Source organism: Bradyrhizobium huanghuaihaiense (assembly GCF_025200885.1).
Classification (GTDB): Bacteria; Pseudomonadota; Alphaproteobacteria; order Rhizobiales; family Xanthobacteraceae; genus Bradyrhizobium; species Bradyrhizobium huanghuaihaiense.
The window spans coordinates 3,548,666-3,567,431 of sequence record NZ_CP104172.1; the positions used below are offsets into that span (position 1 = coordinate 3,548,666).

General features: G+C 66.3%; 20 protein-coding genes. 7 read left to right on the plus strand and 13 right to left on the minus strand.

The genetic code is table 11. The features are described 5' to 3' along the window. Positions 1-17: 17 nt before the first annotated feature. Both N2603_RS16735 and N2603_RS16740 read right to left on the minus strand, forming a co-directional pair. Positions 18-671: a response regulator gene (locus tag N2603_RS16735; RefSeq protein ID WP_260389654.1), complete on the minus strand. Its 654-nt coding sequence runs from the start codon at positions 669-671 to the stop codon at positions 18-20. A gap of 7 nt (positions 672-678) precedes the next feature. Continuing rightward, on the minus strand, positions 679-2,049 hold the full coding sequence (locus N2603_RS16740) for a sensor histidine kinase (protein ID WP_260389655.1): 1,371 nt from the start codon (positions 2,047-2,049) through the stop codon (positions 679-681). A gap of 199 nt (positions 2,050-2,248) precedes the next feature. Between N2603_RS16740 and N2603_RS16745 the strand changes: the two genes are divergently transcribed. The 5 genes from N2603_RS16745 (at position 2,249) to N2603_RS16765 (ending at position 6,601) form a co-directional block, all read left to right on the plus strand. After that, positions 2,249-3,034, plus strand: a complete 786-nt coding sequence (locus tag N2603_RS16745) for a MotA/TolQ/ExbB proton channel family protein (protein ID WP_260389656.1) — start codon at positions 2,249-2,251, stop codon at positions 3,032-3,034. Further along, positions 3,031-3,717, plus strand: coding sequence for a hypothetical protein (locus N2603_RS16750; RefSeq protein WP_260389657.1), 687 nt, complete (start codon positions 3,031-3,033; stop codon positions 3,715-3,717). The genes N2603_RS16745 and N2603_RS16750 overlap by 4 nt, the downstream gene beginning before the upstream one ends. Further along, complete coding sequence (locus N2603_RS16755) at positions 3,710-4,315, plus strand: hypothetical protein (RefSeq protein ID WP_018645868.1); 606 nt, start codon at positions 3,710-3,712, stop codon at positions 4,313-4,315. The genes N2603_RS16750 and N2603_RS16755 overlap by 8 nt, the downstream gene beginning before the upstream one ends. Before the next feature lie 117 nt (positions 4,316-4,432). Next, on the plus strand, positions 4,433-5,173 hold the full coding sequence (locus N2603_RS16760) for a metallophosphoesterase family protein (RefSeq protein WP_018645867.1): 741 nt from the start codon (positions 4,433-4,435) through the stop codon (positions 5,171-5,173). A 6-nt stretch (positions 5,174-5,179) separates the two neighbouring features. Then, entirely contained in the window at positions 5,180-6,601 is a 1,422-nt protein-coding gene (locus tag N2603_RS16765) for a serine/threonine protein kinase (protein ID WP_260389658.1), read from the plus strand. A 107-nt stretch (positions 6,602-6,708) separates the two neighbouring features. On the opposite strand, the gene N2603_RS16770 is transcribed toward N2603_RS16765, so the two are convergent. The 4 genes from N2603_RS16770 to rpe form a co-directional block, all read right to left on the minus strand. Next, the gene (locus N2603_RS16770) at positions 6,709-7,098 is read right to left on the minus strand and encodes a hypothetical protein (protein ID WP_260389659.1); all 390 of its coding nucleotides are present in this window, start codon (positions 7,096-7,098) and stop codon (positions 6,709-6,711) included. Between the two features lie 5 nt (positions 7,099-7,103). After that, positions 7,104-7,244 carry a hypothetical protein gene (locus N2603_RS16775; RefSeq protein ID WP_260389660.1) on the minus strand — a complete coding sequence of 47 codons (141 nt, stop codon included), beginning with the start codon at positions 7,242-7,244 and terminating at the stop codon, positions 7,104-7,106. A 91-nt stretch (positions 7,245-7,335) separates the two neighbouring features. Beyond that, positions 7,336-7,935 carry a hypothetical protein gene (locus N2603_RS16780; RefSeq protein ID WP_260389661.1) on the minus strand — a complete coding sequence of 200 codons (600 nt, stop codon included), beginning with the start codon at positions 7,933-7,935 and terminating at the stop codon, positions 7,336-7,338. A 49-nt stretch (positions 7,936-7,984) separates the two neighbouring features. After that, positions 7,985-8,686 carry a ribulose-phosphate 3-epimerase gene (gene rpe, locus N2603_RS16785; RefSeq protein WP_260389662.1) on the minus strand — a complete coding sequence of 234 codons (702 nt, stop codon included), beginning with the start codon at positions 8,684-8,686 and terminating at the stop codon, positions 7,985-7,987. Between the two features lie 254 nt (positions 8,687-8,940). Between rpe and N2603_RS16790 the strand changes: the two genes are divergently transcribed. After that, positions 8,941-9,744, plus strand: coding sequence for an EF-hand domain-containing protein (locus N2603_RS16790; RefSeq protein ID WP_260389663.1), 804 nt, complete (start codon positions 8,941-8,943; stop codon positions 9,742-9,744). Here N2603_RS16790 and N2603_RS16795 read toward each other — a convergent pair whose 3' ends face one another. From N2603_RS16795 to N2603_RS16805, 3 genes are read right to left on the minus strand one after another with little or no spacing between them, the layout of a single operon-like run. Next, on the minus strand, positions 9,745-9,969 hold the full coding sequence (locus N2603_RS16795; RefSeq protein WP_018645861.1) for a KTSC domain-containing protein: 225 nt from the start codon (positions 9,967-9,969) through the stop codon (positions 9,745-9,747). A gap of 49 nt (positions 9,970-10,018) precedes the next feature. Next, a complete protein-coding gene (locus tag N2603_RS16800) occupies positions 10,019-11,014 on the minus strand; it encodes a P1 family peptidase (protein WP_260389664.1) in 996 nt (331 codons plus the stop codon). Between the two features lie 58 nt (positions 11,015-11,072). Next, positions 11,073-13,898 carry a PAS domain S-box protein gene (locus N2603_RS16805; protein WP_260389665.1) on the minus strand — a complete coding sequence of 942 codons (2,826 nt, stop codon included), beginning with the start codon at positions 13,896-13,898 and terminating at the stop codon, positions 11,073-11,075. A 227-nt stretch (positions 13,899-14,125) separates the two neighbouring features. Here N2603_RS16805 and N2603_RS16810 point away from each other — a divergent pair, with 227 nt between their 5' ends. Further along, complete coding sequence (locus N2603_RS16810; protein WP_018645858.1) at positions 14,126-14,512, plus strand: response regulator; 387 nt, start codon at positions 14,126-14,128, stop codon at positions 14,510-14,512. 80 nt (positions 14,513-14,592) lie between these two features. On the opposite strand, the gene N2603_RS16815 is transcribed toward N2603_RS16810, so the two are convergent. From N2603_RS16815 to livM, 4 genes are all read right to left on the minus strand, one after another. Continuing rightward, positions 14,593-15,711 (minus strand): branched-chain amino acid ABC transporter substrate-binding protein, encoded by a 1,119-nt coding sequence (locus N2603_RS16815; RefSeq protein ID WP_018645857.1) that lies wholly within the window; start codon positions 15,709-15,711, stop codon positions 14,593-14,595. Positions 15,712-15,862: 151 nt separating this feature from the next. Further along, positions 15,863-16,606, minus strand: coding sequence for an ABC transporter ATP-binding protein (locus N2603_RS16820; RefSeq protein WP_018645856.1), 744 nt, complete (start codon positions 16,604-16,606; stop codon positions 15,863-15,865). Continuing rightward, the gene (locus N2603_RS16825; RefSeq protein ID WP_260389666.1) at positions 16,603-17,448 is read right to left on the minus strand and encodes an ABC transporter ATP-binding protein; all 846 of its coding nucleotides are present in this window, start codon (positions 17,446-17,448) and stop codon (positions 16,603-16,605) included. The genes N2603_RS16820 and N2603_RS16825 overlap by 4 nt, the downstream gene beginning before the upstream one ends. Continuing rightward, the gene (gene livM / locus N2603_RS16830) at positions 17,445-18,764 is read right to left on the minus strand and encodes a high-affinity branched-chain amino acid ABC transporter permease LivM (RefSeq protein WP_018645854.1); all 1,320 of its coding nucleotides are present in this window, start codon (positions 18,762-18,764) and stop codon (positions 17,445-17,447) included. Before livM ends, N2603_RS16825 begins: the two co-directional genes overlap by 4 nt. Between the last annotated feature and the right edge of the window lie 2 nt (positions 18,765-18,766).

Genomic DNA, 18,766 nt, shown 5'->3' on the forward strand with positions numbered 1-18,766 from the left:
ATCCGGCAGCCCCGCTGCTAGATCCTGGTCAGCCCGCACGTCGCGGCGAGCCGCACCAGCTGCGCATCCGTGCGCGCGCCGGTCTTGGTCTTGATCAGATAGTGATAGTTCTGGACCGTCTTCACACTGAGATTGAGATGCGCCGCGATCTCTTCGGTGGTAGCTCCGCCGGCGAACTGGCGCAGGATCTCGATCTCACGCTCGCCAAGCTGGTCCAGCACCGAGCCGGTCGGTGACAGACTGTCCTCGGCGAGGATGTGGGCGATGTCGTCGCTCATGGCGCGCTCGCCGCGAGCGACGCTGCGGATTGCATTCACGACCGCGGACGGCTCGCTGCTCTTGGTGACGAAGCCGGAGGCGCCGGCGCTGAAGGCCGCTTTCACCAGCACGGCCTCGTTGTGCATGGTGAAGACGAGGATCCGGGCCCGCGGGCTGCGGGCGCGGATGTTGCGGATGGCCTCCAGCCCGCTCGCGCCGGGCATCGAGATATCAAGCACGACGACATCAGGATCGTGCGCCTTGAAGGCGCCGTAGGCATCCGCGGCGTTGTCGGCCTCCGCCACGACGTGCAGGTCGCCCTGGCTCTCCAGCACACGCCGGTAGCCTTGCCGGACGATCGGATGGTCGTCGACCAGCAGAACGGAGATACCTGTTGCCGCGACATCGTTCACGTCGGCCTCACGCGGCGAGCGGGATGGTGGCGGCGACGCTGAGGCCGCGGGATGCAGGCAGGATCGACAGCGATCCGCCGGCCGCCGCGACGCGCTCGCGAATGCCGGTGAGGCCGAAGCCGGCCGACCGCGCGACCCGCTCCGCATCGCCGCCGCCGTCGTCCTCGACACGGATCAAGAGCGCATCGTCCTCGCCCGCGCGCCGCTCGACCCGCAACGATATCTCACGCGCCGCGCTGTGACGCAGCGCGTTGGTCAGGCATTCCTGCGCGACGCGATAGGCGGTGGTAGCGGCGGGGCCGCTGATGTCGGTGAGATCGCCCCTGAGGTCGAGCTGGATCGTCGGCCGCGCCGTACTGTGCGAGCGCCAGCTGTCGACGAGATTGACGAGGCTTGCCTCGAGCCCGAGCTCCTCGGGCAGCGGATTGCGCAGCCGCCTCAGCGCATCGCGCAGCGAGGCCATCAGATGATGCGTGGCCTGCGAGATCATGCGCGCGTCCTGCGCGATCCCATTGTCCTTGTTCTGCTTCGCGCTCGCCGTCTCGATGGTGTCGGCAAAGGCGAGGATGGCGGAAAGATTCTGTCCGAACTCGTCGTGCAGCTCGCGGGCGAGGGCGCGGCGCTCGTCGTCGCGGATCTCGATCAGCCGCCGCGCCAGCGCCGCGCGCTGCTCGGTCGCTTCCTCCAGCCGGCCGCCAAGCTCGCCGACGGCTCCCCCGATCATCGCCAGCTCCATCGAGCGGAAGCGCGGCAGTTTGGTGCGATACTGTCCGCGCGCCATGCGCTGGAGCGCGGTGACGATCGCGCGCGCCGGCGCCAGCGCGTGCGCGATGGCGACCGAGGCGAGCAGGGCGATCGCCGCCGCCATCAGCAGCGCGACGTCGATGACGTTGAGGATGTATTCCCAGGCGAGCGAGATCGCGGCGGCCGCATCGGGCGTCGCAACCACCGTGCCGGCGGCCGCGGCGCGCGGGCTGACGGGCCGCACCACCTCGGCATGGCTGCCGAGGAAGGTCGGCACGATCGCGGCGAACCAGCGCGGCGGGGTCTTGCCCAGCCCCTCGCTCTGGCCGCAGAGCGGCTTCTCGAATGCGGTCGCCGGCTGGAACTCGACGCAGACGCCGGGCGAGATCAGCTTCATCGTCTCCAGCGTGCGCCATTCCGGAACCGGCAGCAGGTGCTCGCGCGCTCTGCTGCTACGCAACAACAGCTCGTGCCAGTACAGCGCCTGAAGCGCCTGCGCGACCCGCTGCGCCGAGGCCGCGGTCGCCCGGTCAATGCTGCGATAGGCGTCGAAAGTAGCCCATACGGCCGCGGCTCCGAGGCAGAGCGCCACGATGAGGAGCAGGCGGGCAACAAGCTGAAGCACGAGGCGCATGCGATCACCCCCGACGTTTGGTAGGATCAGCCTAACAACGCCGCCGCGCCTTGCCAATTGCGGGGTGTGGCAGGATTGCAGCTCGGGCAAATTTCCCAAGCCGGATTGGGCATGGGTCTTTGGACCAAGCGCGACGACTTTGATCTAATCGGGCAGGAATCTTTCCAGACCAATCGTTGCGAGCGAGGAGCGGTGCAGCATGAGTTCGATGACGATTGGACCGATCGCCGGGTCTGCTGCGGATCCATCCGAGCGCAGCGCGCTGCTGTTCTGGATGATCTTCACCGGGCTGTCGATCTTCGCCGTCGTGCTGCTCTGGCGCTTCGGCCTGATCCATCTGATGCTGACCTCGGACCGCACCTACATTTCCAGCATCATCGCGGTGCTTTACATCGTCACCTGCGGCCATTGTTTCCTGCGCACGCGGGCGATCGCGCGGGAAGGGGCGGCGGCGCGGCGTTGCCGGGCGGCGCTCGCGGCGCCTGACGGCGGCAGGGTGCTCGATGCCCGTGCGACGGCGCTACCGCGCGGGTTGGTGCGCGATCACATCGAGAGCCTGGTGACGAAGGCCGCGGCGCAGGATTACCGCCCCGTGGACCAGACGCTGCTGCTGCGGACGCTGGCTGACCGGCTGCGCGGCTCCAACGGGTTCGGCGCCTTCGTCTCGGACACGCTGATGAAGCTCGGCCTGCTCGGCACCATCATCGGCTTCATCATCATGCTGGCGCCGATCGCGGGGCTGGATGCCGCCGACAAGGTCGCGATGCGCTCCTCGATGGGGCTGATGAGCGACGGCATGGCGGTGGCGATGTACACGACGCTGGCCGGCCTCGTCGGCTCGATCCTGGTCCGCATCCAGTACTACATGCTGGATGCCGCGACCCAGCGGGTGTTCTCCGATGCGGTGGTGCTGACCGAGACCTATGTGACGCCGGTGCTGGAGCGCAAAGGCGCTGGAATCAAAGGCGCCGGAACGCCGTCATGATGGATGATTTCGGCCTTTATCCGCGCGAGGAGCCGTTCGATCCTCTGGGCGTGATGTTGTTCAAGGCGCTCCAGGTGATCGCCTTCCTGTTCTTCCTCGCGCTGCTCGCGGTGTCCCCGGACGCCAAGGACGGCAAGGTCGACTCCAAGGCGGAGTTCATGATCACGCTGGACTGGCCGGACAACCACCCCGACGACCTCGACCTGTTCGTGCAGGATCCTGCCGGCAATATCGCCTGGTATCGCCACCGCGAGGCCGGCTTCCTCACGCTCGACCGCGACGACCGCGGCGGCGCCAACGACTTCATCATGGTCGCCGGCAAGAAGATCGCTTCGCCCATCCGCGAGGAGATCGTCACGATACGCGGCATCCTCGCCGGCGAATACACGGTGAATGTCTCCCATTTCGTCGCCACGACCGGCGAGCCGGTGACGGCAAATGTGAAGGTGCAGAAGCTCAATCCGACCGCGCAGGTGGTCTTCGACAACAAGTTCACGCTCGACCACACCGGCGACGAGAAGACCGCGGTCCGATTCCGCATCGATGCGGAAGGCAAGGTCGTCAATGTCGATCAGCGGCCGAAATCGCTGCTGGAGACGTTCCGCAGCAGCTGGCGCAACGGCGCCGATCTCGATCCGCGGACCGGTGTAAGCAGGAACACTGCGAGGGTACGTCGTGACTAGCCTGCAGACGGTCATCCTCACGCTGTCGGTCGCCTACGCCGTCATCGGCGCGCTGCTGCTGGTGGTGCTGGTCTACGCGCGGCTGCACTGGTCGTTGAAGGCGGTCGCGGTGGTCGTGACCAGCGCCTTCTATGTCGTCAGCTTCACCGAGATGCGCGGCCTGCTCGGCTGGGCCAGCACGGACCGGCTGCCGGCTACCTTCAAGCTGCTGAAGGCCCGCATCGTCGAGCCGCATTCGCTGGAGGGCGATTCCGGCTCGATCTATCTCTGGGTCGAGGCGCTGGACGAGGACAATCGCCCGAGCGGCATCCCGCGCGCCTTTCGCGTGCCCTACAATGACCGGCTCGCCGACAAGACCCATGCCGCGGAGAACGAGATCGCGCTCGGACATCCGCAAGGCGGCCGCGCGGCCGATTTCGGCGGTGGCGACGGCAGCCTGATCGACATGGTCCGGGAGTATGTGACGCCGAAGACCATTCTGGAGACCAGCGGCGGCGATTCCTCCACCGGCGAGTTCAATGCCCCGCCCGCCGGTGCCCAGGGCGCGGTGTTCACCCCGATTCCGCCGCCCCGGATGCCGCCGAAGGACGAGCAATAGGCCCTTCACCATCGCTACAGGACTGCGCTGGTAAACGGCGCAGCGCTGACGCATCCTCTTGACCTCCCTCAATTTGGCCTCATCGGCCTCCAATAAGAATTTGAGGGTGGAGGGTGCGTGCTTCTCGCTGTCTTCTCGGATATCCATGGCAACAGGCAGGCGTTCGAGGCCTGCCTGAAGGTTGCCCGCGCCAAGGGGGCGGAGCGGTTCATCCTGCTCGGCGACTTCGTCGGCTATGGCGCCGATCCGGAATGGGTGGTGGATACCGCGATGGAGCTGGTCGCGCAGGGGGCCGTCGCCGTGCGCGGCAATCACGACCAGGCAGTCAATTCCTCGGCCGAGACCATGAACGCCGAGGCACAGATCGCAATCGAATGGACCCGCGGCCGGCTCGATGCCGCGCAGCGGCGATTCCTGGCCGAACTGCCGATGCTGGTGGAGGACGGCGACCGCCTGTTCGTGCATTCGGAAGCTTCCAGCCCGCAGCGCTGGCACTATGTCCGATCGACGGCGGATGCCGCCAAGAGCCTGATCTCGACCCCCGCTCATGTCACCTTTTGCGGCCATATCCATCGCCCGGCGCTCTATTCGATGTCGGTGACGGCGAAGATGACGAGCCTCGTGCCCAAGACCGATGTCGCGGTGCCGCTGCTGCGCGGACGGCAATGGCTCGCCGTGCTCGGCTCGGTCGGTCAGCCCCGCGACGGCGATCCGTCTGCGGCCTTCGTGCTGTTCGACACGGTGTCGTGCCAGATCACCTATTGCCGCGCGCCCTATGACATCGAGACGGCCGCGAGCCGGATCCGCGAGAACGGCCTGCCGCACTGGCTCGCCGACCGCCTGTCGCAGGGACGCTAGAAGCCGATGCCGAAACCCCTGGTCAAGTCAGGCGCGGTGATCGACGGCTACACCATCGGCGAATGCGTCCATGCCGGCGGCATGGCGACGTTGTGGACCGTCACCCATCCCGGCATCGACGTGCCGTTGCTGATGAAGATCCCGCGGGTGTCGGAGGGCGAGGACCCCGCCGCGATCGTCTCCTTCGAGATGGAGATGATGATCCTGCCGCGGCTTGCGGGGCCGCACGTGCCCACCTGTTTCGGCACCGGCGATTTCGCGCACCAGGCCTATGTCGTGATCGAGCGCATCCCCGGGACCACGCTCTACAAGCGGTTGCCTGATCTGCCGCTGCCGTATGACGAGGCACGGCAGCTCGTCGCCAAGGTCGCGACCGCGCTGGCCGACCTGCACCGGCAGAACGTGATCCATCACGACATCAAGCCGAGCAGCATCATGTTACGCGAGAGCGGCGAGGCGGTGCTGATCGACTATGGCCTGTCGCACCATGACCATCTGCCCGATCTCCTGCAGGAGGAGTTCCGCCTGCCTTACGGCACCGCGCCCTACATGGCGCCGGAGCGGCTCTTGGGCGTGCGCGACGATCCGCGCAGCGACCTGTTTTCGCTCGGCGTGCTGCTCTATTTCTTCACCACCGGCGAGCGGCCGTTCGGCGAGGGCGAGACGCTGCGCGCGATGCGGCGCCGGCTGTGGCGCGATCCGCGCCCGCCGCGCGCGCTTCGCGCCGACTATCCGCCCTGGCTCCAGGAGGTGGTGCTGCGGTGTCTGGAGATCGAGCCGGTGTGGCGCTATCCGACCGCATCCCAGCTCGCCTTCGATCTCGCTTATCCCGACCAGGTCAGGCTCACTGCGCGTTCGGAGCGGCTGAAGCGCGATCCGCTCAGCGTCGCCTGGCGGCGGCGCTTCAACCAGGGCGTCATGGCCCCGCGCGCGAAATCGGATGTCGCAGCTCAGATCGCATCGAGCCCGATCCTCGCCGTCGCACTCGACACGGCGGAAGGTGCGCCGGAGCTGAACGAAGCGCTGCGCGTCACCACCGAGCGCATTCTCGCCACGCTGCCCTCGGCGCGGCTTGCCTGCGTCAACGTGCTCAAGCTGAACCGCATTGCGATCGACCGGACGCTGGATGAGCAAGGCTCGAACAAGCATATCGACCGCCTGGTCGCGCTCCGGCATTGGGCGACGCCGCTGAAGCTCGACGAGAGCCGGCTGTCGGTTCACGTGCTGGAGGCCGTCGATCCCGCGGCGGCGCTCTTGGAATTCGCCGAGGTCAACCAGGTCGACCACGTCATCATCGGCGCGCGGCAGAGCTCGTTCCGCCGCACGCTGCTCGGCAGCGTCTCGGCCAAGGTGGCCGCGGAGGCCGCCTGTACCGTCACCGTGGTGCGGCCGCCGCGGATGGCTGCGGATGAAGAGGAGATTGGCTAGAGCATGATCCGGAAAAGTGTGCAGCGGTTTTCCGGAAAGATCATGCTCAAACAATAACCTAAAGCGCGATGGCGATTCATCCTGATCACATCGCGCTTTAGACGAAATCAGGCCGCGTGAGCGGTGTGGGCGCCGCGCTTGCGGCGGATGGGCCAGGAGAATTGCGGCCCCGGCTCGCCGTGGTCCGCGCTGCCGCCAAAATACTGGATGATCTCGCGGCAGGGCTCGCAATTGAACAGGTTACGCGAGGCGGATGCCTTGGTCATTTCCTTCAGGCAGTTCGGGCAATGCGGTTTCATCGGGTCGTTCCGAAAAAGGAGATCGTCAGTGGTGGCGCTGAGACGGAGGTCCAGGTCCGAATTGTCGAGCCTGTTATCGTCGACCGGCGCGCCGTCAGTGCGTTCGAGCCGACCGAAGAAATAGTCGAGGCTCGGATGCGGGCGCCGCGGAATCCGGCACCTGCGTTTCGGCTGGCGCTTCACGAGGGCGATCTGCATGGGCGTCAGCCCCGATAGCGGTCGCGACGGATGCTGCGGGCCGAACGTGCCGGGGCCTCGACCGGTCCGGCCGACGGGCCGAACACGACAAATGCACTGAAACCAATCCACAACGCCACGCCAGTCCAGACCAGGGTCGTCGTCATGATGTGCTCCCGTCAAAAGCAGGCGGGAATCACTTGCAGTGATTTGCGCGAATCAGTGAAGCCCGGATGAGTACGGGTCGCGGTTGTAATTTTAGGCAGTTCGCTCCGCAGCGCCCGTAAGAACCGCAGGTTTTTCCTGGGGCGGCTGCCGTAACTTGCCTGCGCGCGCAGCTTCGAGGATGTCACGCAGGCGCGGAGCGTCGCGAACACAGCGAAACCCATAGCGGCCGGTGTAGTCGGTATCGGGCGAACGGGTCGATCGCCCAGATGCGAAGTTGAGGTGGCCGGCGCCGCCGCCGATGTCGAGGATTTCGAAGACGGCGTCCATGGCCTCGAATGGCGTCTGGCTAACCGTCCGTCGGCCCCAGGCCGTTCGCAGGATCAGCGCGCGGCGATCGGTGATCAGATAGAGCGTCTGCAGATCTTGCAGCAGCATCACCAGCGGGGCCGCAACCATCGCAACCCCAAGCATTGCGAGAGGATGGGCCGCCTGGTCGATCCAATCGGCTCTGACGGCGGCGACGGTCAGCAACAGCCAGGGACATCCGATCCACCAGAGAAATCGCCACATCATCATGCGGGCGACGCCGTCGGGCTGGCCCTGCCAGATCACCTTTTCGCCGTCCTGCAGGGCCTCGGCGCGCAGGCGCTGCAGGCCTGCGGAAAACGGAGTGGCGCGGATGTCGTCCATCCCCGTTGGTCGCGGCGGCCGCAAGGCCGGTTCGGAGCGCGAATAGCCGTCAGATGGCCTCGCCGCGCGCCCCGAGCGCCGCGTTGCGGATCGCGGCAATATTGGTCTTGTAGGCGTCCTGCGTGCCGCCCCTGAACACGGAGGTGCCGGCGACGAAGGCGTTGGCGCCGGCAGCTGCCAGCGGCCCTGCGACGTCGGGGCCGACGCCGCCGTCGACCTCGATGTCGATCGGACGGCCCGCGACCATCGCCCGGATGTCGCGGATCTTGTTGATCGCGGAGGGAATGAAGGCCTGGCCGCCGAAGCCCGGATTGACCGACATCACCAGCACGAGGTCGACGAGGTCAATGACGTATTCGAGCGCGCTGATGGGCGTGCCCGGGTTGAGCGAGACGCCGGCCTTCTTGCCGAGCGCGCGGATGGCCTGGAGCGAGCGGTGCAGGTGGGGACCGGCTTCCGCATGCACCGTGATGTGGTCGCAGCCGGCCTTCGCGAAGGCTTCGAGATAGGGATCACAGGGCGAGATCATCAGATGCGCGTCGAAGATCTTCTTGGTGTGCGGGCGCATCGCCTTGATGACGTCGGGGCCGTAGGAGATGTTGGGAACGAAGTGCCCGTCCATCACGTCGAGATGGATCCAGTCGGCGCCGGCGGCGTCCACCGCGCGCACCTCCTCGCCGAGCCTGGAGAAATCCGAGGCCAGGATCGAGGGCGCGATGGCCAGGGGGCGGGGGGTGAAGGCTTGGGTCATGGCGCTGTTTCCCGTGGCGGCCGGACGACGAATGGGCCTCGCCTAACATGGGCCTCCGTGGCGGGCAATGCAGCAGGGGTGCGCTTCCTGTGGGCGGAAATTTCTGCCGCGACCGGCATGAATTGCCGGTGTTCCCGCGACCTGCACAGCGTGACGGACGCGGATTTCATTGAACTTTTCGCGCTGGCACGACGCTTGCTGACTTCACCTGCAGAACATTGGCTGCGGCATGCCGCATCGGTTGGAGTTGTGCAATGTTGTTCGCTCTTGGTGCCGTCTCGAGTGCGCTCGACGCGATCCAGTCGCTGACGAACTCGAAATCGTCGTCGTCGACGCAGAAGACGGGAGCCTCGCAGAGCGCGCCGACCAATCCGTTCGCGATCGACAGCGGCAGCAGCACGACCAGTGGGACGACCTCGTCGGTCAATGCAGGCAAATATCCGCAGATCTCGCCGGAGACGATGAACGCGTTGTTCGCTGCGCAAAGCCAGTCCTCGGACGGCACCAGCGGCGCGACCACCTCGACCTCATCCAGCTCGACGTCCTCGACGTCGTCGGGCCGCGATGCCGCGCTGAAGCACCTGTTCTCGCAGATCGATGCCGACGGCGACGGCAACATCACCAAGTCGGAATTCGAGGGCGCGCTCGGTGCCGGCGGCACCAACCTGGCGCAGGCCGACGACGTGTTCTCGAAGCTGGATTCGAATGCGGACGGCAGCGTCAGCCTGGATGAGATGTCGAAGGCGCTGAAGAGCGGTCACCGCCATGCCCATGGCGCGAACGGCGCGGAAGATGCGTCCGGCAGCGGCTCGGATTCCTCGTCGTCATCGAGCGGCGGATCGACCTCGACCACGACGACCAACGCCGACGGCTCGACCACCACCACCGTCACCTATGCCGACGGCTTCAAGATGTCGACCACGGTGCCGGGCGCCTCCAGCAGCTCGAAGGCGAACGGCGGCGGCAATTCGCCTTATGACTGGTTCGGGCAGATGATGCAGCGCCAGTCGCAGGCTGCCTCCGCGACCGCGTCCTCTTCGATGTCGATGAGCGTGTGATCAGGATCCGGCCTGGCCGGAGTATTCACGCGTGATCTCGTGACAGGCATAGCGGTCACGGATGTGCTGATTGAAGAACGTTCCCTTCGCGCGCGCGTCCTTGAAGGCGGCGGCGAGCTCGGCCGGAACGTCCTCATAGACATAGACGCGACCGCTGACGAACGTCACCTTCAGCTCACGACGATCGGGCGCATAGCGAAAGAAGCGGATCACGGAAGACGGCATGACGGTGCACCTTGGCCCTCAAGGTAACGCCGGACCCGCCGCTTCGTTTCTAGCCGAACCGATCCTTCCACGCCGGCTGCGCGCCGGGGAACGGCAACGCCGTCGCGCTGTAGACGCCGCGGGCGATCGCGCGCGCGACCACATTGGCTGCGACCGTGCCGAGCTCGGTGAGGCCGGCCAGCGGCTCGATCGGCTTCTCGCCGGTCGCCGCCGCAAACAGCACGTCGCCGTCGGTCGGTGCATGAACCGGATAGATCGCGCGGGCAAAGCCGGTGTGCGCGATCATCGCCAGCCGCTTGGCCTGGGGTTTGGTCAGCACCGCGTCGGTGACGACGGCGCCGATGGTGGTGTTTTCGCGCGCGGTCGCCGCGGGACCGCCCTTGATGCGCATGCGCAGCATGTCTTCGGTGAACTTCTCGGGCAGGCCGCGTCCGCCGAACTCGCCGCCCACCTCGAACGGCGCCGCCCAGAACCACGGCCCGTCGCCGACGGTGACAGTGCCGACCGCGTTGACGGCGACGATCGCTGCGACCTTCACGCCGTCAGGCGTCACCGCCGAGGCCGAGCCGAGCCCGCCCTTGAACGTCGCCGTGGTGGCACCGAAGCCCGCGCCGACGCTGCCGAGCGCGAAGTCCGCGCCGGCCGCGGCCGCCGCGGCGTAGCCGAGGTCGCGATAGGGCGAGAAGCGTCCCCAGGCCTTGTCGCCGCCATTGAGGAGGTCGAACAGGATCGCGCCCGGCACGATCGGGATCAGCGCTTCGCGGACCCGGTGGCCGCGCCCCTGCTCGGCGAGCCAGGCCTGCACGCCGCCGCCGGTATCGAGGCCGAAGGCGGAACCGCCCGACAGCGCGATCGCGTCGACACGCTCGACCGTGTTGGCGAGATCGAGAAGTGCGTCCTCGCGCGTGCCGGGGCCGCCGCCGCGGACGTCGATCGCCGCGACCGCGGGCTGGTCGAAAATGATCGCGGTCGTGCCGGTGGCGATTTTGGTATCCACGGCATGGCCGACGCGGACGCCGGCGATGTCGGTCAGCAGGTTCTTCAAGACAGGCCTCGTGCGCTGAAGGAGTTCGTCTTTGCGATAGCGCAGGGATGCCGCCGGCTCAACTGGCGAGCGCGGTCCTCAGCATCTTGGCGAGCTCGGACTTGCGGTAGGGTTTTGCAAGCAGCAGCACGCCGGAATCGAGCCTGCCGTGATGGACGATGGCGTTCTCGGTGTAGCCCGAGGTGAACAGCGTCTTCAGGTCGGGGCGGCGACGGGCCGCCTCGTCGGCGAGCTGGCGGCCGTTCATGGCGCCCGGCATGATGATGTCGGTGAAGAGCAGGTCGATCTCCTTGTCGGCATCGATGATGATCAGGGCTTCGGCCGCGTTGGCGGCCTCCAGCGCGGCATAGCCGAGGCTCTTGACCTGGGTCACCACATATTGCCGCACCAAGGCGTCGTCCTCGACGATCAGGATCTTCTCGTCGCCGCCGGTGATGGGGACGTTCTGGAGCACCTCGAATTCGGTCTCCTGCACGCCGGTCGAGCGCGGCAGGTAGATCTTCACGCTCGTGCCGTGGCCTTCCTCGCTGTAGATCTTGATGTGTCCGCCGGTCTGCTTGACGAAGCCGAACACCATGCTGAGCCCGAGGCCGGTGCCCTTGCCGACCTCCTTCGTCGTGAAGAACGGGTCGAACACCCGATCGATCAGATCGGCCGGGATGCCGCTGCCGGTATCGCTGACCGCGATCATCACGTAATTGCCGGCGGTGACGTCGGGGTTCATGCTGGCATAGCCGTCGTCGAGGAAGACGTTGCGGGTCTCCAGCACCAGGGTGCCGCCATCAGGCATGGCATCGCGCGCGTTCAGCGCCAGATTGAGGATCGCGGTGGAGAGCTGGCCCGGATCGACCAGGGTCGGCCAGGCATCCTCGGTGAGCTGCGGCATGATGGTGATCTGCTCGCCCAGCGTCGGATGCAGCAGCTTGGCGGCCTCGAGCGCCAGCGCATTGACGTCGATCTCGCGCGGCTGGAGCGGCTGCTTGCGGGCGAAGGCGAGCAGATGCTTGGTCAGTTGCGCGCCGCGCTCGGCGGCATCGTCGATCAGCTTGGTGATGGCGGCAAGCTCCGGCCGGTCGGCCACGGCATCCGCCAGGATGCCGATCGTGCCGGTGATGACGGTCAGCACGTTGTTGAAGTCGTGGGCGACGCCGCCGGTGAGCTGGCCGATGGAGTCCATCTTCTGGACCTGCCTGAGCTGGGCCTCGGCCGCCTGCTTCTCGGTGAGGTCGCGGCCGATGAAGAAATGGCGTTTCACGGGCTCGGACCAGGTGCCCATCCAGTTCAGCGTGACCTCGTGACCATCGCGGTGGTAGTAGCGCGCCTCGAAGCTGCGCTTGACCGCCCCGCGCCGCGCCGCGCGCATCTCGCCCCGGGTCTTCTCGAGGTCGTCGGGGTGGATGAACTCGATCGCGCTATGCCCGACCATGTCCTCCGGGCTGAAGCCGAGAATGGTCTTCACGCTGGGGCTGACCTGGATGAAATTGCCAAAGCCGTCGGTGACCAGGATCAGGTCCTGCGAGGTCTCGAAGATGCGCTGGCGCTCCTCGATCTCGCGATTGAGAGCCATCTCGGCCCGCCTCCGCTCCGTCACGTCGCGGGCCACCTTGGAGGCGCCGATGATCTTGCCGTCGGTCGAGCGCAGCGGGACCTGGCTCAGCACCACGTCGATCTGTTGACCGTTCTTGTGCAGCCGCACCGCCTCCTGCTGGTCGATGACCTCGCCATTGCGGGTGCGCGCCAGGTTCTCGGCGATGTCTTCAAGCTGGTCGTCCGGCATGATGATGTCGATGGAGCGGCCGACCGCCTCGCCCGCGGAGTAGCCGAAGACGCGTTCGGCCGCGTTGTTCCAGGTCGTGATCGTGCCGTCGAGCGACTTGGTGATGATGGCGTCGTTGGAGGATTCGACGACGGCGGTGAACAGCCGCTCGCGCTCGGCGTGATAGTCGCGCTCGGCGTCCGATCGGCGCTTCAATGCGCCGACCATGCCCGCGGTCTGGGCCTGAAGGCGGACGTTCTCGACCAGGAGCACCGCGAGCACGAAGGTCGCCGAGCAGAGGCCATAGAGGCGGCCGGCATAGAAGCCGAGATCGAAGCGCGCGACGTTGACGATCGCCGAGAGCGCGATGTCGAACAGCCAGGCGCACATCACGACCATGAGCCAGATGTCGATCACCGTATGCGGCTTGCGGAACCACAGCGAGACGAGCGCGGCAAAGCTCAGCGACCACACGAAGGAGACGACGCCGATCATGGTCGGCGTGTAGCGGCCGTCGCGCAGCAGGACCGGAAGCAGGTCGTGCTGGGCGGTGACGATCCAGGCGAAGAAGGCCATGGCGGCGATGACGCCGAACACGACGGTGCAGATCGCGCTGGCCGTCGTGCCGCGAATCCTGGAGCCGCCATCGGCCTCCTTCAACCAGGCATAGCCCAGCACGCAGAGCGGGAAGCCGCCGTGCCAGATCATGTAGAGCCAGACCGTGGTCTGCCGGCCCGCGCCGAGAAGTCCGGTCGGCGTGAACAGGCCGGGGAAGGTGAGGGCATGGACCAGCGCGGCGGCGGCGGTGAACAGATAGCCGGTCGCGAGCCACAGCAGCGCGCGCGTCCGCAAGACCGAAAACTGCGACAGCAGCAGCACCGCGGTGACGGTGTCGCTGACGGCGAGGGCCGACTGATAACTCGCGACAAAGGCGGGAACAGGCAGGAGCGGGATACCTGCGAAAGGGACGGCGAGCGCGAACAGGATTGCGGACACGCCGACGATCGCCAATGCGGCGGTGCGGTCGGTCGGGGTGGCCGGCAGGGTCGAAAGGAATGTGCTTCGGTCGATCGTTGCGGGCACGTCCATCTCTCGCAGACCGGTCTTCGCCATCGTCATCGACGTCATTCGGATTGCCGTGGGCCAGCTCTATGGTAGCGGGTTATAGGCTCGCATCGTGTACCGTTACGGCCGCGACTCAACCGAAGGTTACAGCTTACTTAATTTTGGTGGGGACGCGGAATAGGGTCGGGTAAGATGCGCTTTACTGAACGGTGCCATAATGCCCTTCCGCCGTGGTGGGTTCCAGGTTTGAATCATTCGATTTGATCTCAATATCCGGGAGTTGTTCCCCTATGCCCCGCGTTCTCATCATCGACGACCAGAAGGACGTCCGCGCGATGGTCGCGATCGTGCTCCGGGTCAATCGTTTCGAGGTCGTGGAGGCCGAAAGCGGCGCGGCCGGGCTGAAAGCTTTCGCGGAAAGCCCGTGTGACGCGGCAATCGTCGATATCTTCCTTGGCGACACCAGCGGCGTCGACGTCATCGCGAGCCTGCGCGAGCGTGCGCCGGGACTTCCCATCATTGCGGTGTCCGGGATGACGACGCTCGATTTCCTGGACCAAGCGCCTCACCTCGCCAACGTGGTCTGCCTGCAAAAGCCGTTTCGGCCGAACGACCTCCTGCAAGCACTGCGGAAGGCCCAGACGGCTGCGGGCGGCGAACTGCCCGCAGCCGTCTGACCTTGGCGCAAGAAGAAACGCCCCGGCGCAAGCCGGGGCGTGTGAGGGTTGGATCGCAGCCTTGAGGCCCGGCAAGCGCGTTAGGTGCCGTTGCCCTTGATCTCGGAGTAGCCGCCCTTGGCGTCCCACTTGTAGACGACGTAGTCGATCTGCTTGATGTCGCCCTTGGCGTCATACTCGATCGGGCCGATCACGGTGTCCCACTTGCCGGCCTTCATCGCCTCCATGACCTTCTTGGCGTCGGTGGTGCCGGCCTTCTTGGCTGCCTGCGACCACACCTGCATCGCGGCGTAGGTGTAGAGCGTGTAGCCTTCGGGGTCGATGTTCTTGGCCTTGAAAGCATCGACGATCTTCTTGGCGGTCGGCTTGTTGCGCGGGTCGGGGCCGAAGGTGAACAGGGTGCCTTCGCCGGCGGGGCCGGTGATGGAGGCGTACTCCTTGTCGGCGAGCGCGTCGCCGGCCATCAGCACGGTCTTGAGGCCCTGGTCGCGCATCTGGCGCAGGATCAGGCCGCTCTCCTGATGGTAGCCGCCGACATAGACGAGGTCGATGTTGTCGCGCTTCAGGCGCGAGACGATCGCGTTGAAGTCCTTGTCGCCCTTGTTATAGGACTCGTACATCTTCTCGGTGATGCCGGCCTTGTTGAGCGCCTTCTTGGTCTCGTCCGCAAGACCCTTGCCGTAGGTGGTCTTGTCGTTGAGGATCGCGATGTTCTTGCCCTTGAAGTTCTTGGCGATGTACTGCGCCGCGATCAGGCCCTGCTGATCGTCACGGCCGCAGACACGCGCCACGTTCCAGAGCTTGCGCTCGGTGAAGAGCGGGTTGGTCGAGGCCGGGGTGATCTGCAGGACGTTGCCGTCCGCATAGGCCTCCGAGGCGGGGATCGACGACGACGAGCAATAGTGCCCGGCGACGAAGGGGATCTTGGCGCCGGCGATCTTCTCGGCGATCGAGCGTGCCTGCTTCGGATCGCAGGCATCGTCCTCGACGGAGAGCGCAAGCTTCTTGCCGTTGACGCCGCCGGCGGCGTTGATATCGGCCACCGCCATCTCGGCGCCGTTCTTCATCTGGCGGCCGAAGGCGGACTCGCCGCCGGTCATCGGGCCTGCGACTGCGATGGTGACATCCTGCGCGAATGCCGCGCTCGACAGCGCGATCGACGCGCCGAATGCCAGACCGATGAGCTTCAGTGATTTCATGAGATACCTCGCGGGTGGTCGCCTGTGGAAGTCGCCGGGGCATGCCCGGTCCAAACCGGCGCCATTCTTGAATGAATTCGAGGAGAAGTCACCGGCAAAATACGGGCATTGGCGGAGATATCTCGCCGCATTGCGCTGCATATGGCCGCTCTCAGCCGTGCCGGCCGCCTTCCAGATAGGCGGCGCGAATCTCGGGGCGCTGCAGCAACTCGGCGCCGGTCCCGGCCAGCGTGATCAGGCCATTGACCATGACGTAGCCCCGGTGGGCGAGCTTGAGCGCATGGTTGGCGTTCTGCTCGACGATCAGGACGGTCAGGCCGTCCTGCCGGTTCAGGGTGCGGATCGCGTCGAAAATCTGGCGGGCGATCAGCGGCGCGAGCCCGAGCGAGGGCTCGTCGAGCAGGAGCAGGCGGGGGCGGCTCATCAAGGCACGGCCGATTGCCAGCATCTGCTGCTCGCCGCCGGACAGGGTTCCGCCGCGCTGGGCGTAGCGTTCCTTCAGCCGTGGAAACAGCGTGAAGACGCGCTGGAGCGTCGCCTCGCGCTCCGCATCGGTGCACTCGGTGGCATCGGCCCCCATCTGGAGGTTTTCCGCCACGCTCATGCGCGGGAAGATGCGGCGGCCCTCCGGCGATTGCGCGATGCGCAAATGCGCGATCTCGTGGGTCGGCACGTCGGTGATGTCGCGGCCTTCGTACAGGATCTGGCCGGCGCGGGCCCGCGGCTTGCCGAAGATCGTCATCATCAGCGTCGACTTGCCGGCACCGTTGGCGCCGATCAGCGCCACGATCTCGCCGGCATTGATCTCGACGTCGACGCCCTTCAGCGCCTCGATCTTGCCGTAGGCGGCGCGCAAGGACCGGATCGCGAGCAGGGGAGTGGGTGCCGCCGTCACGTCCCGCCCTCCATCACGGCCGCCGCCTCTTCCTCGTCTGTGCCGAGATAGGCGGCGATCACCTTGGGATCGTCGCGGACCTCGCGCGGCGTGCCTTGCGCGATCTTGACCCCGTGGTCCATCACCACGATGTGGTCGGAGATCTCCATCACCACCGACATGTCGTGCTCGATCAGGAGGATCGAGGTGCCGAGCTCGTTCCGGATCGAGAGCAAGAGCTCGCTCAGAGCGGCGCTCTCGCGCGCATTGAGGCCGGCGGCGGGCTCGTCCAGGCACAGCAGGGCGGGCTCGGTGCACATCGCGCGCGCGATCTCGAGCCGGCGCTGGTCGCCATAGGCGAGGTTGCCGGCGGCGTCGTCGGCGCGGTCGAGCAGGTTGACGCGCCTCAGCCAGTCGGTGGCGAGATCGATCGCGTGCTTCTCGGCGTCCCGGTACACGGGGGCGCCGACGAGGCCGAGCAAGGTGAAGCCGGAGGCGCGCATCAAGGCGTTATGCTGCGCCACCATCAGGTTTTCCAGCGCGGTCATGCCGGGAAACAGGCGGATGTTCTGGAAGGTGCGCGCGACCTTGGCCTGCTTGGCGATGCGGAAATCGTTCAGCCGCTCCAGGGCGATGACCCGGCCGTCGTCATGGGCGAGGCGGATGGTGCCGCCGGTCGGCTTGTAGAAGCCGGTGATGCAGTTGAAGACGGTGGTCTTGCCGGCGCCGTTCGGCCCGATCAGCGCGGTGATCTTGGTCCGCTCGGCGGCGAAGGAGAGGTCCTGCACGGCGACGATGCCGCCGAAGCGCATGGTCAGCCGGTCGACGCCAAGAATCTTATCGCCAGTCTTGTCGCCGCTCATCCGTGCCCTTCCTTGACGAGGTCGGAGGAGATCGCCTGCGCCTTGGTCAGATACACGGTCGGGGCACGATGGCCGATCAGGCCGCGCGGCCGCCAGATCATGATCAGGACCATCGCCATGCCGAACACCAGCATGCGGTAGCCCTCCAGACCCCGGAACAGTTCGAAGCCGCCGATCATGGCGAGCGCGGCGAGCGCGACGCCGAGCTGCGAACCCATGCCGCCGAGCACGACGATGGCGAGCACCAGCGCCGATTCCTGGAAGGTGAAGGATTCCGGGCTGATGAAGCCCTGGCGGGTGGCGAAGAACGCGCCGGCGAAGCCGCCGAACATGGCGCCGGTCGCAAACGCCGTGAGCTTCGTCGTCGTGGTGTTGATGCCGAGCGCGCGGCAGGCGACCTCGTCCTCGCGCAGCGCCTCCCAGGCGCGGCCGATCGGCAGGCGGCGCAGGCGGATCGTCACCCAGTTGGTGAGCAGCGCCAGCGCCAGGATCAGATAGAACAGGAAGATGATGCGGTGGGTCGAGGAGTACTCGATGCCGAGTTTTGCCGCTAACCCGTCATCGCTGTTGTCGAGCGGGATGCCGAAGAAGGTGGGACGCGGAATGCCGGAAACGCCGTTCGGGCCTCCGGTCAGGCTCTGCCAGTTGATGATGACGAGGCGGATGATCTCGCCGAAGGCCAGCGTCACGATGGCGAGATAGTCGCCGCGCAGCCGCAGCACGGGAAAGCCGAGCAGCACGCCCCAGAACGCGGCGAGGATGCCGGCGAGCGGCAGGCAGACCCAGAACGACCAGCCGAAATTGGTGGCGAGCAGCGCGTAGGAATAGGCGCCCACCGCGTAGAACGCGACATAGCCGAGATCGAGCAGGCCGGCGAGGCCAACCACGACGTTCAATCCCCAGCCCAGCATCACATAGGTGAGTACGAGGATCGCGAGATCGAGGATGTAGCGCTGGTTATAGAAAATGACGGGTACCAGCAGCGTGAAGATCAGAAGCGCCGGCGCGAGGTAGCGGCCGACGAACGACATTCCGCTTCGTATCGCCGGCGGCACCAGCTTCTCGGTGCCGGTCGGACCGATCCATTGCCGCAATAGCTCCATCACGATCGAGCCGCCGAACACGATGCCGACGAGGGAGGCGAGCTCGCCGAAGCGCGTCCAATAGGTGAGCTGGCCGTCGGAGCCCGCCTCGGTACGGATGCCGACCATCAGCGAGAACAGCACCAGCGCGACGAGGGCGTTGATGAAGGCGGTCTTGAAGAGGGCTGGGATGCCCGTTGCAGGTTTGGCCGTATTGGTCGAGGGAGCTGTCACGC

Bases quoted from the DNA above. Each gene is read 5' to 3' on its own strand.
- N2603_RS16740 (WP_260389655.1), bottom strand. From the start codon at position 2,049: ATGCGCCTCGTGCTTCAGCTTGTTGCCCGCCTGCTCCTCATCGTGGCG.
- N2603_RS16745 (WP_260389656.1), top strand. From the start codon at position 2,249: ATGAGTTCGATGACGATTGGACCGATCGCCGGGTCTGCTGCGGATCCA.
- N2603_RS16750 (WP_260389657.1), top strand. From the start codon at position 3,031: ATGATGGATGATTTCGGCCTTTATCCGCGCGAGGAGCCGTTCGATCCT.
- N2603_RS16765 (WP_260389658.1), top strand. From the start codon at position 5,180: ATGCCGAAACCCCTGGTCAAGTCAGGCGCGGTGATCGACGGCTACACC.
- N2603_RS16770 (WP_260389659.1), bottom strand. From the start codon at position 7,098: ATGCAGATCGCCCTCGTGAAGCGCCAGCCGAAACGCAGGTGCCGGATT.
- N2603_RS16775 (WP_260389660.1), bottom strand. From the start codon at position 7,244: ATGACGACGACCCTGGTCTGGACTGGCGTGGCGTTGTGGATTGGTTTC.
- N2603_RS16780 (WP_260389661.1), bottom strand. From the start codon at position 7,935: ATGGACGACATCCGCGCCACTCCGTTTTCCGCAGGCCTGCAGCGCCTG.
- rpe (WP_260389662.1), bottom strand. From the start codon at position 8,686: ATGACCCAAGCCTTCACCCCCCGCCCCCTGGCCATCGCGCCCTCGATC.
- N2603_RS16790 (WP_260389663.1), top strand. From the start codon at position 8,941: ATGTTGTTCGCTCTTGGTGCCGTCTCGAGTGCGCTCGACGCGATCCAG.
- N2603_RS16795 (WP_018645861.1), bottom strand. From the start codon at position 9,969: ATGCCGTCTTCCGTGATCCGCTTCTTTCGCTATGCGCCCGATCGTCGT.
- N2603_RS16805 (WP_260389665.1), bottom strand. From the start codon at position 13,898: ATGACGTCGATGACGATGGCGAAGACCGGTCTGCGAGAGATGGACGTG.
- N2603_RS16810 (WP_018645858.1), top strand. From the start codon at position 14,126: ATGCCCCGCGTTCTCATCATCGACGACCAGAAGGACGTCCGCGCGATG.
- N2603_RS16815 (WP_018645857.1), bottom strand. From the start codon at position 15,711: ATGAAATCACTGAAGCTCATCGGTCTGGCATTCGGCGCGTCGATCGCG.
- N2603_RS16825 (WP_260389666.1), bottom strand. From the start codon at position 17,448: ATGAGCGGCGACAAGACTGGCGATAAGATTCTTGGCGTCGACCGGCTG.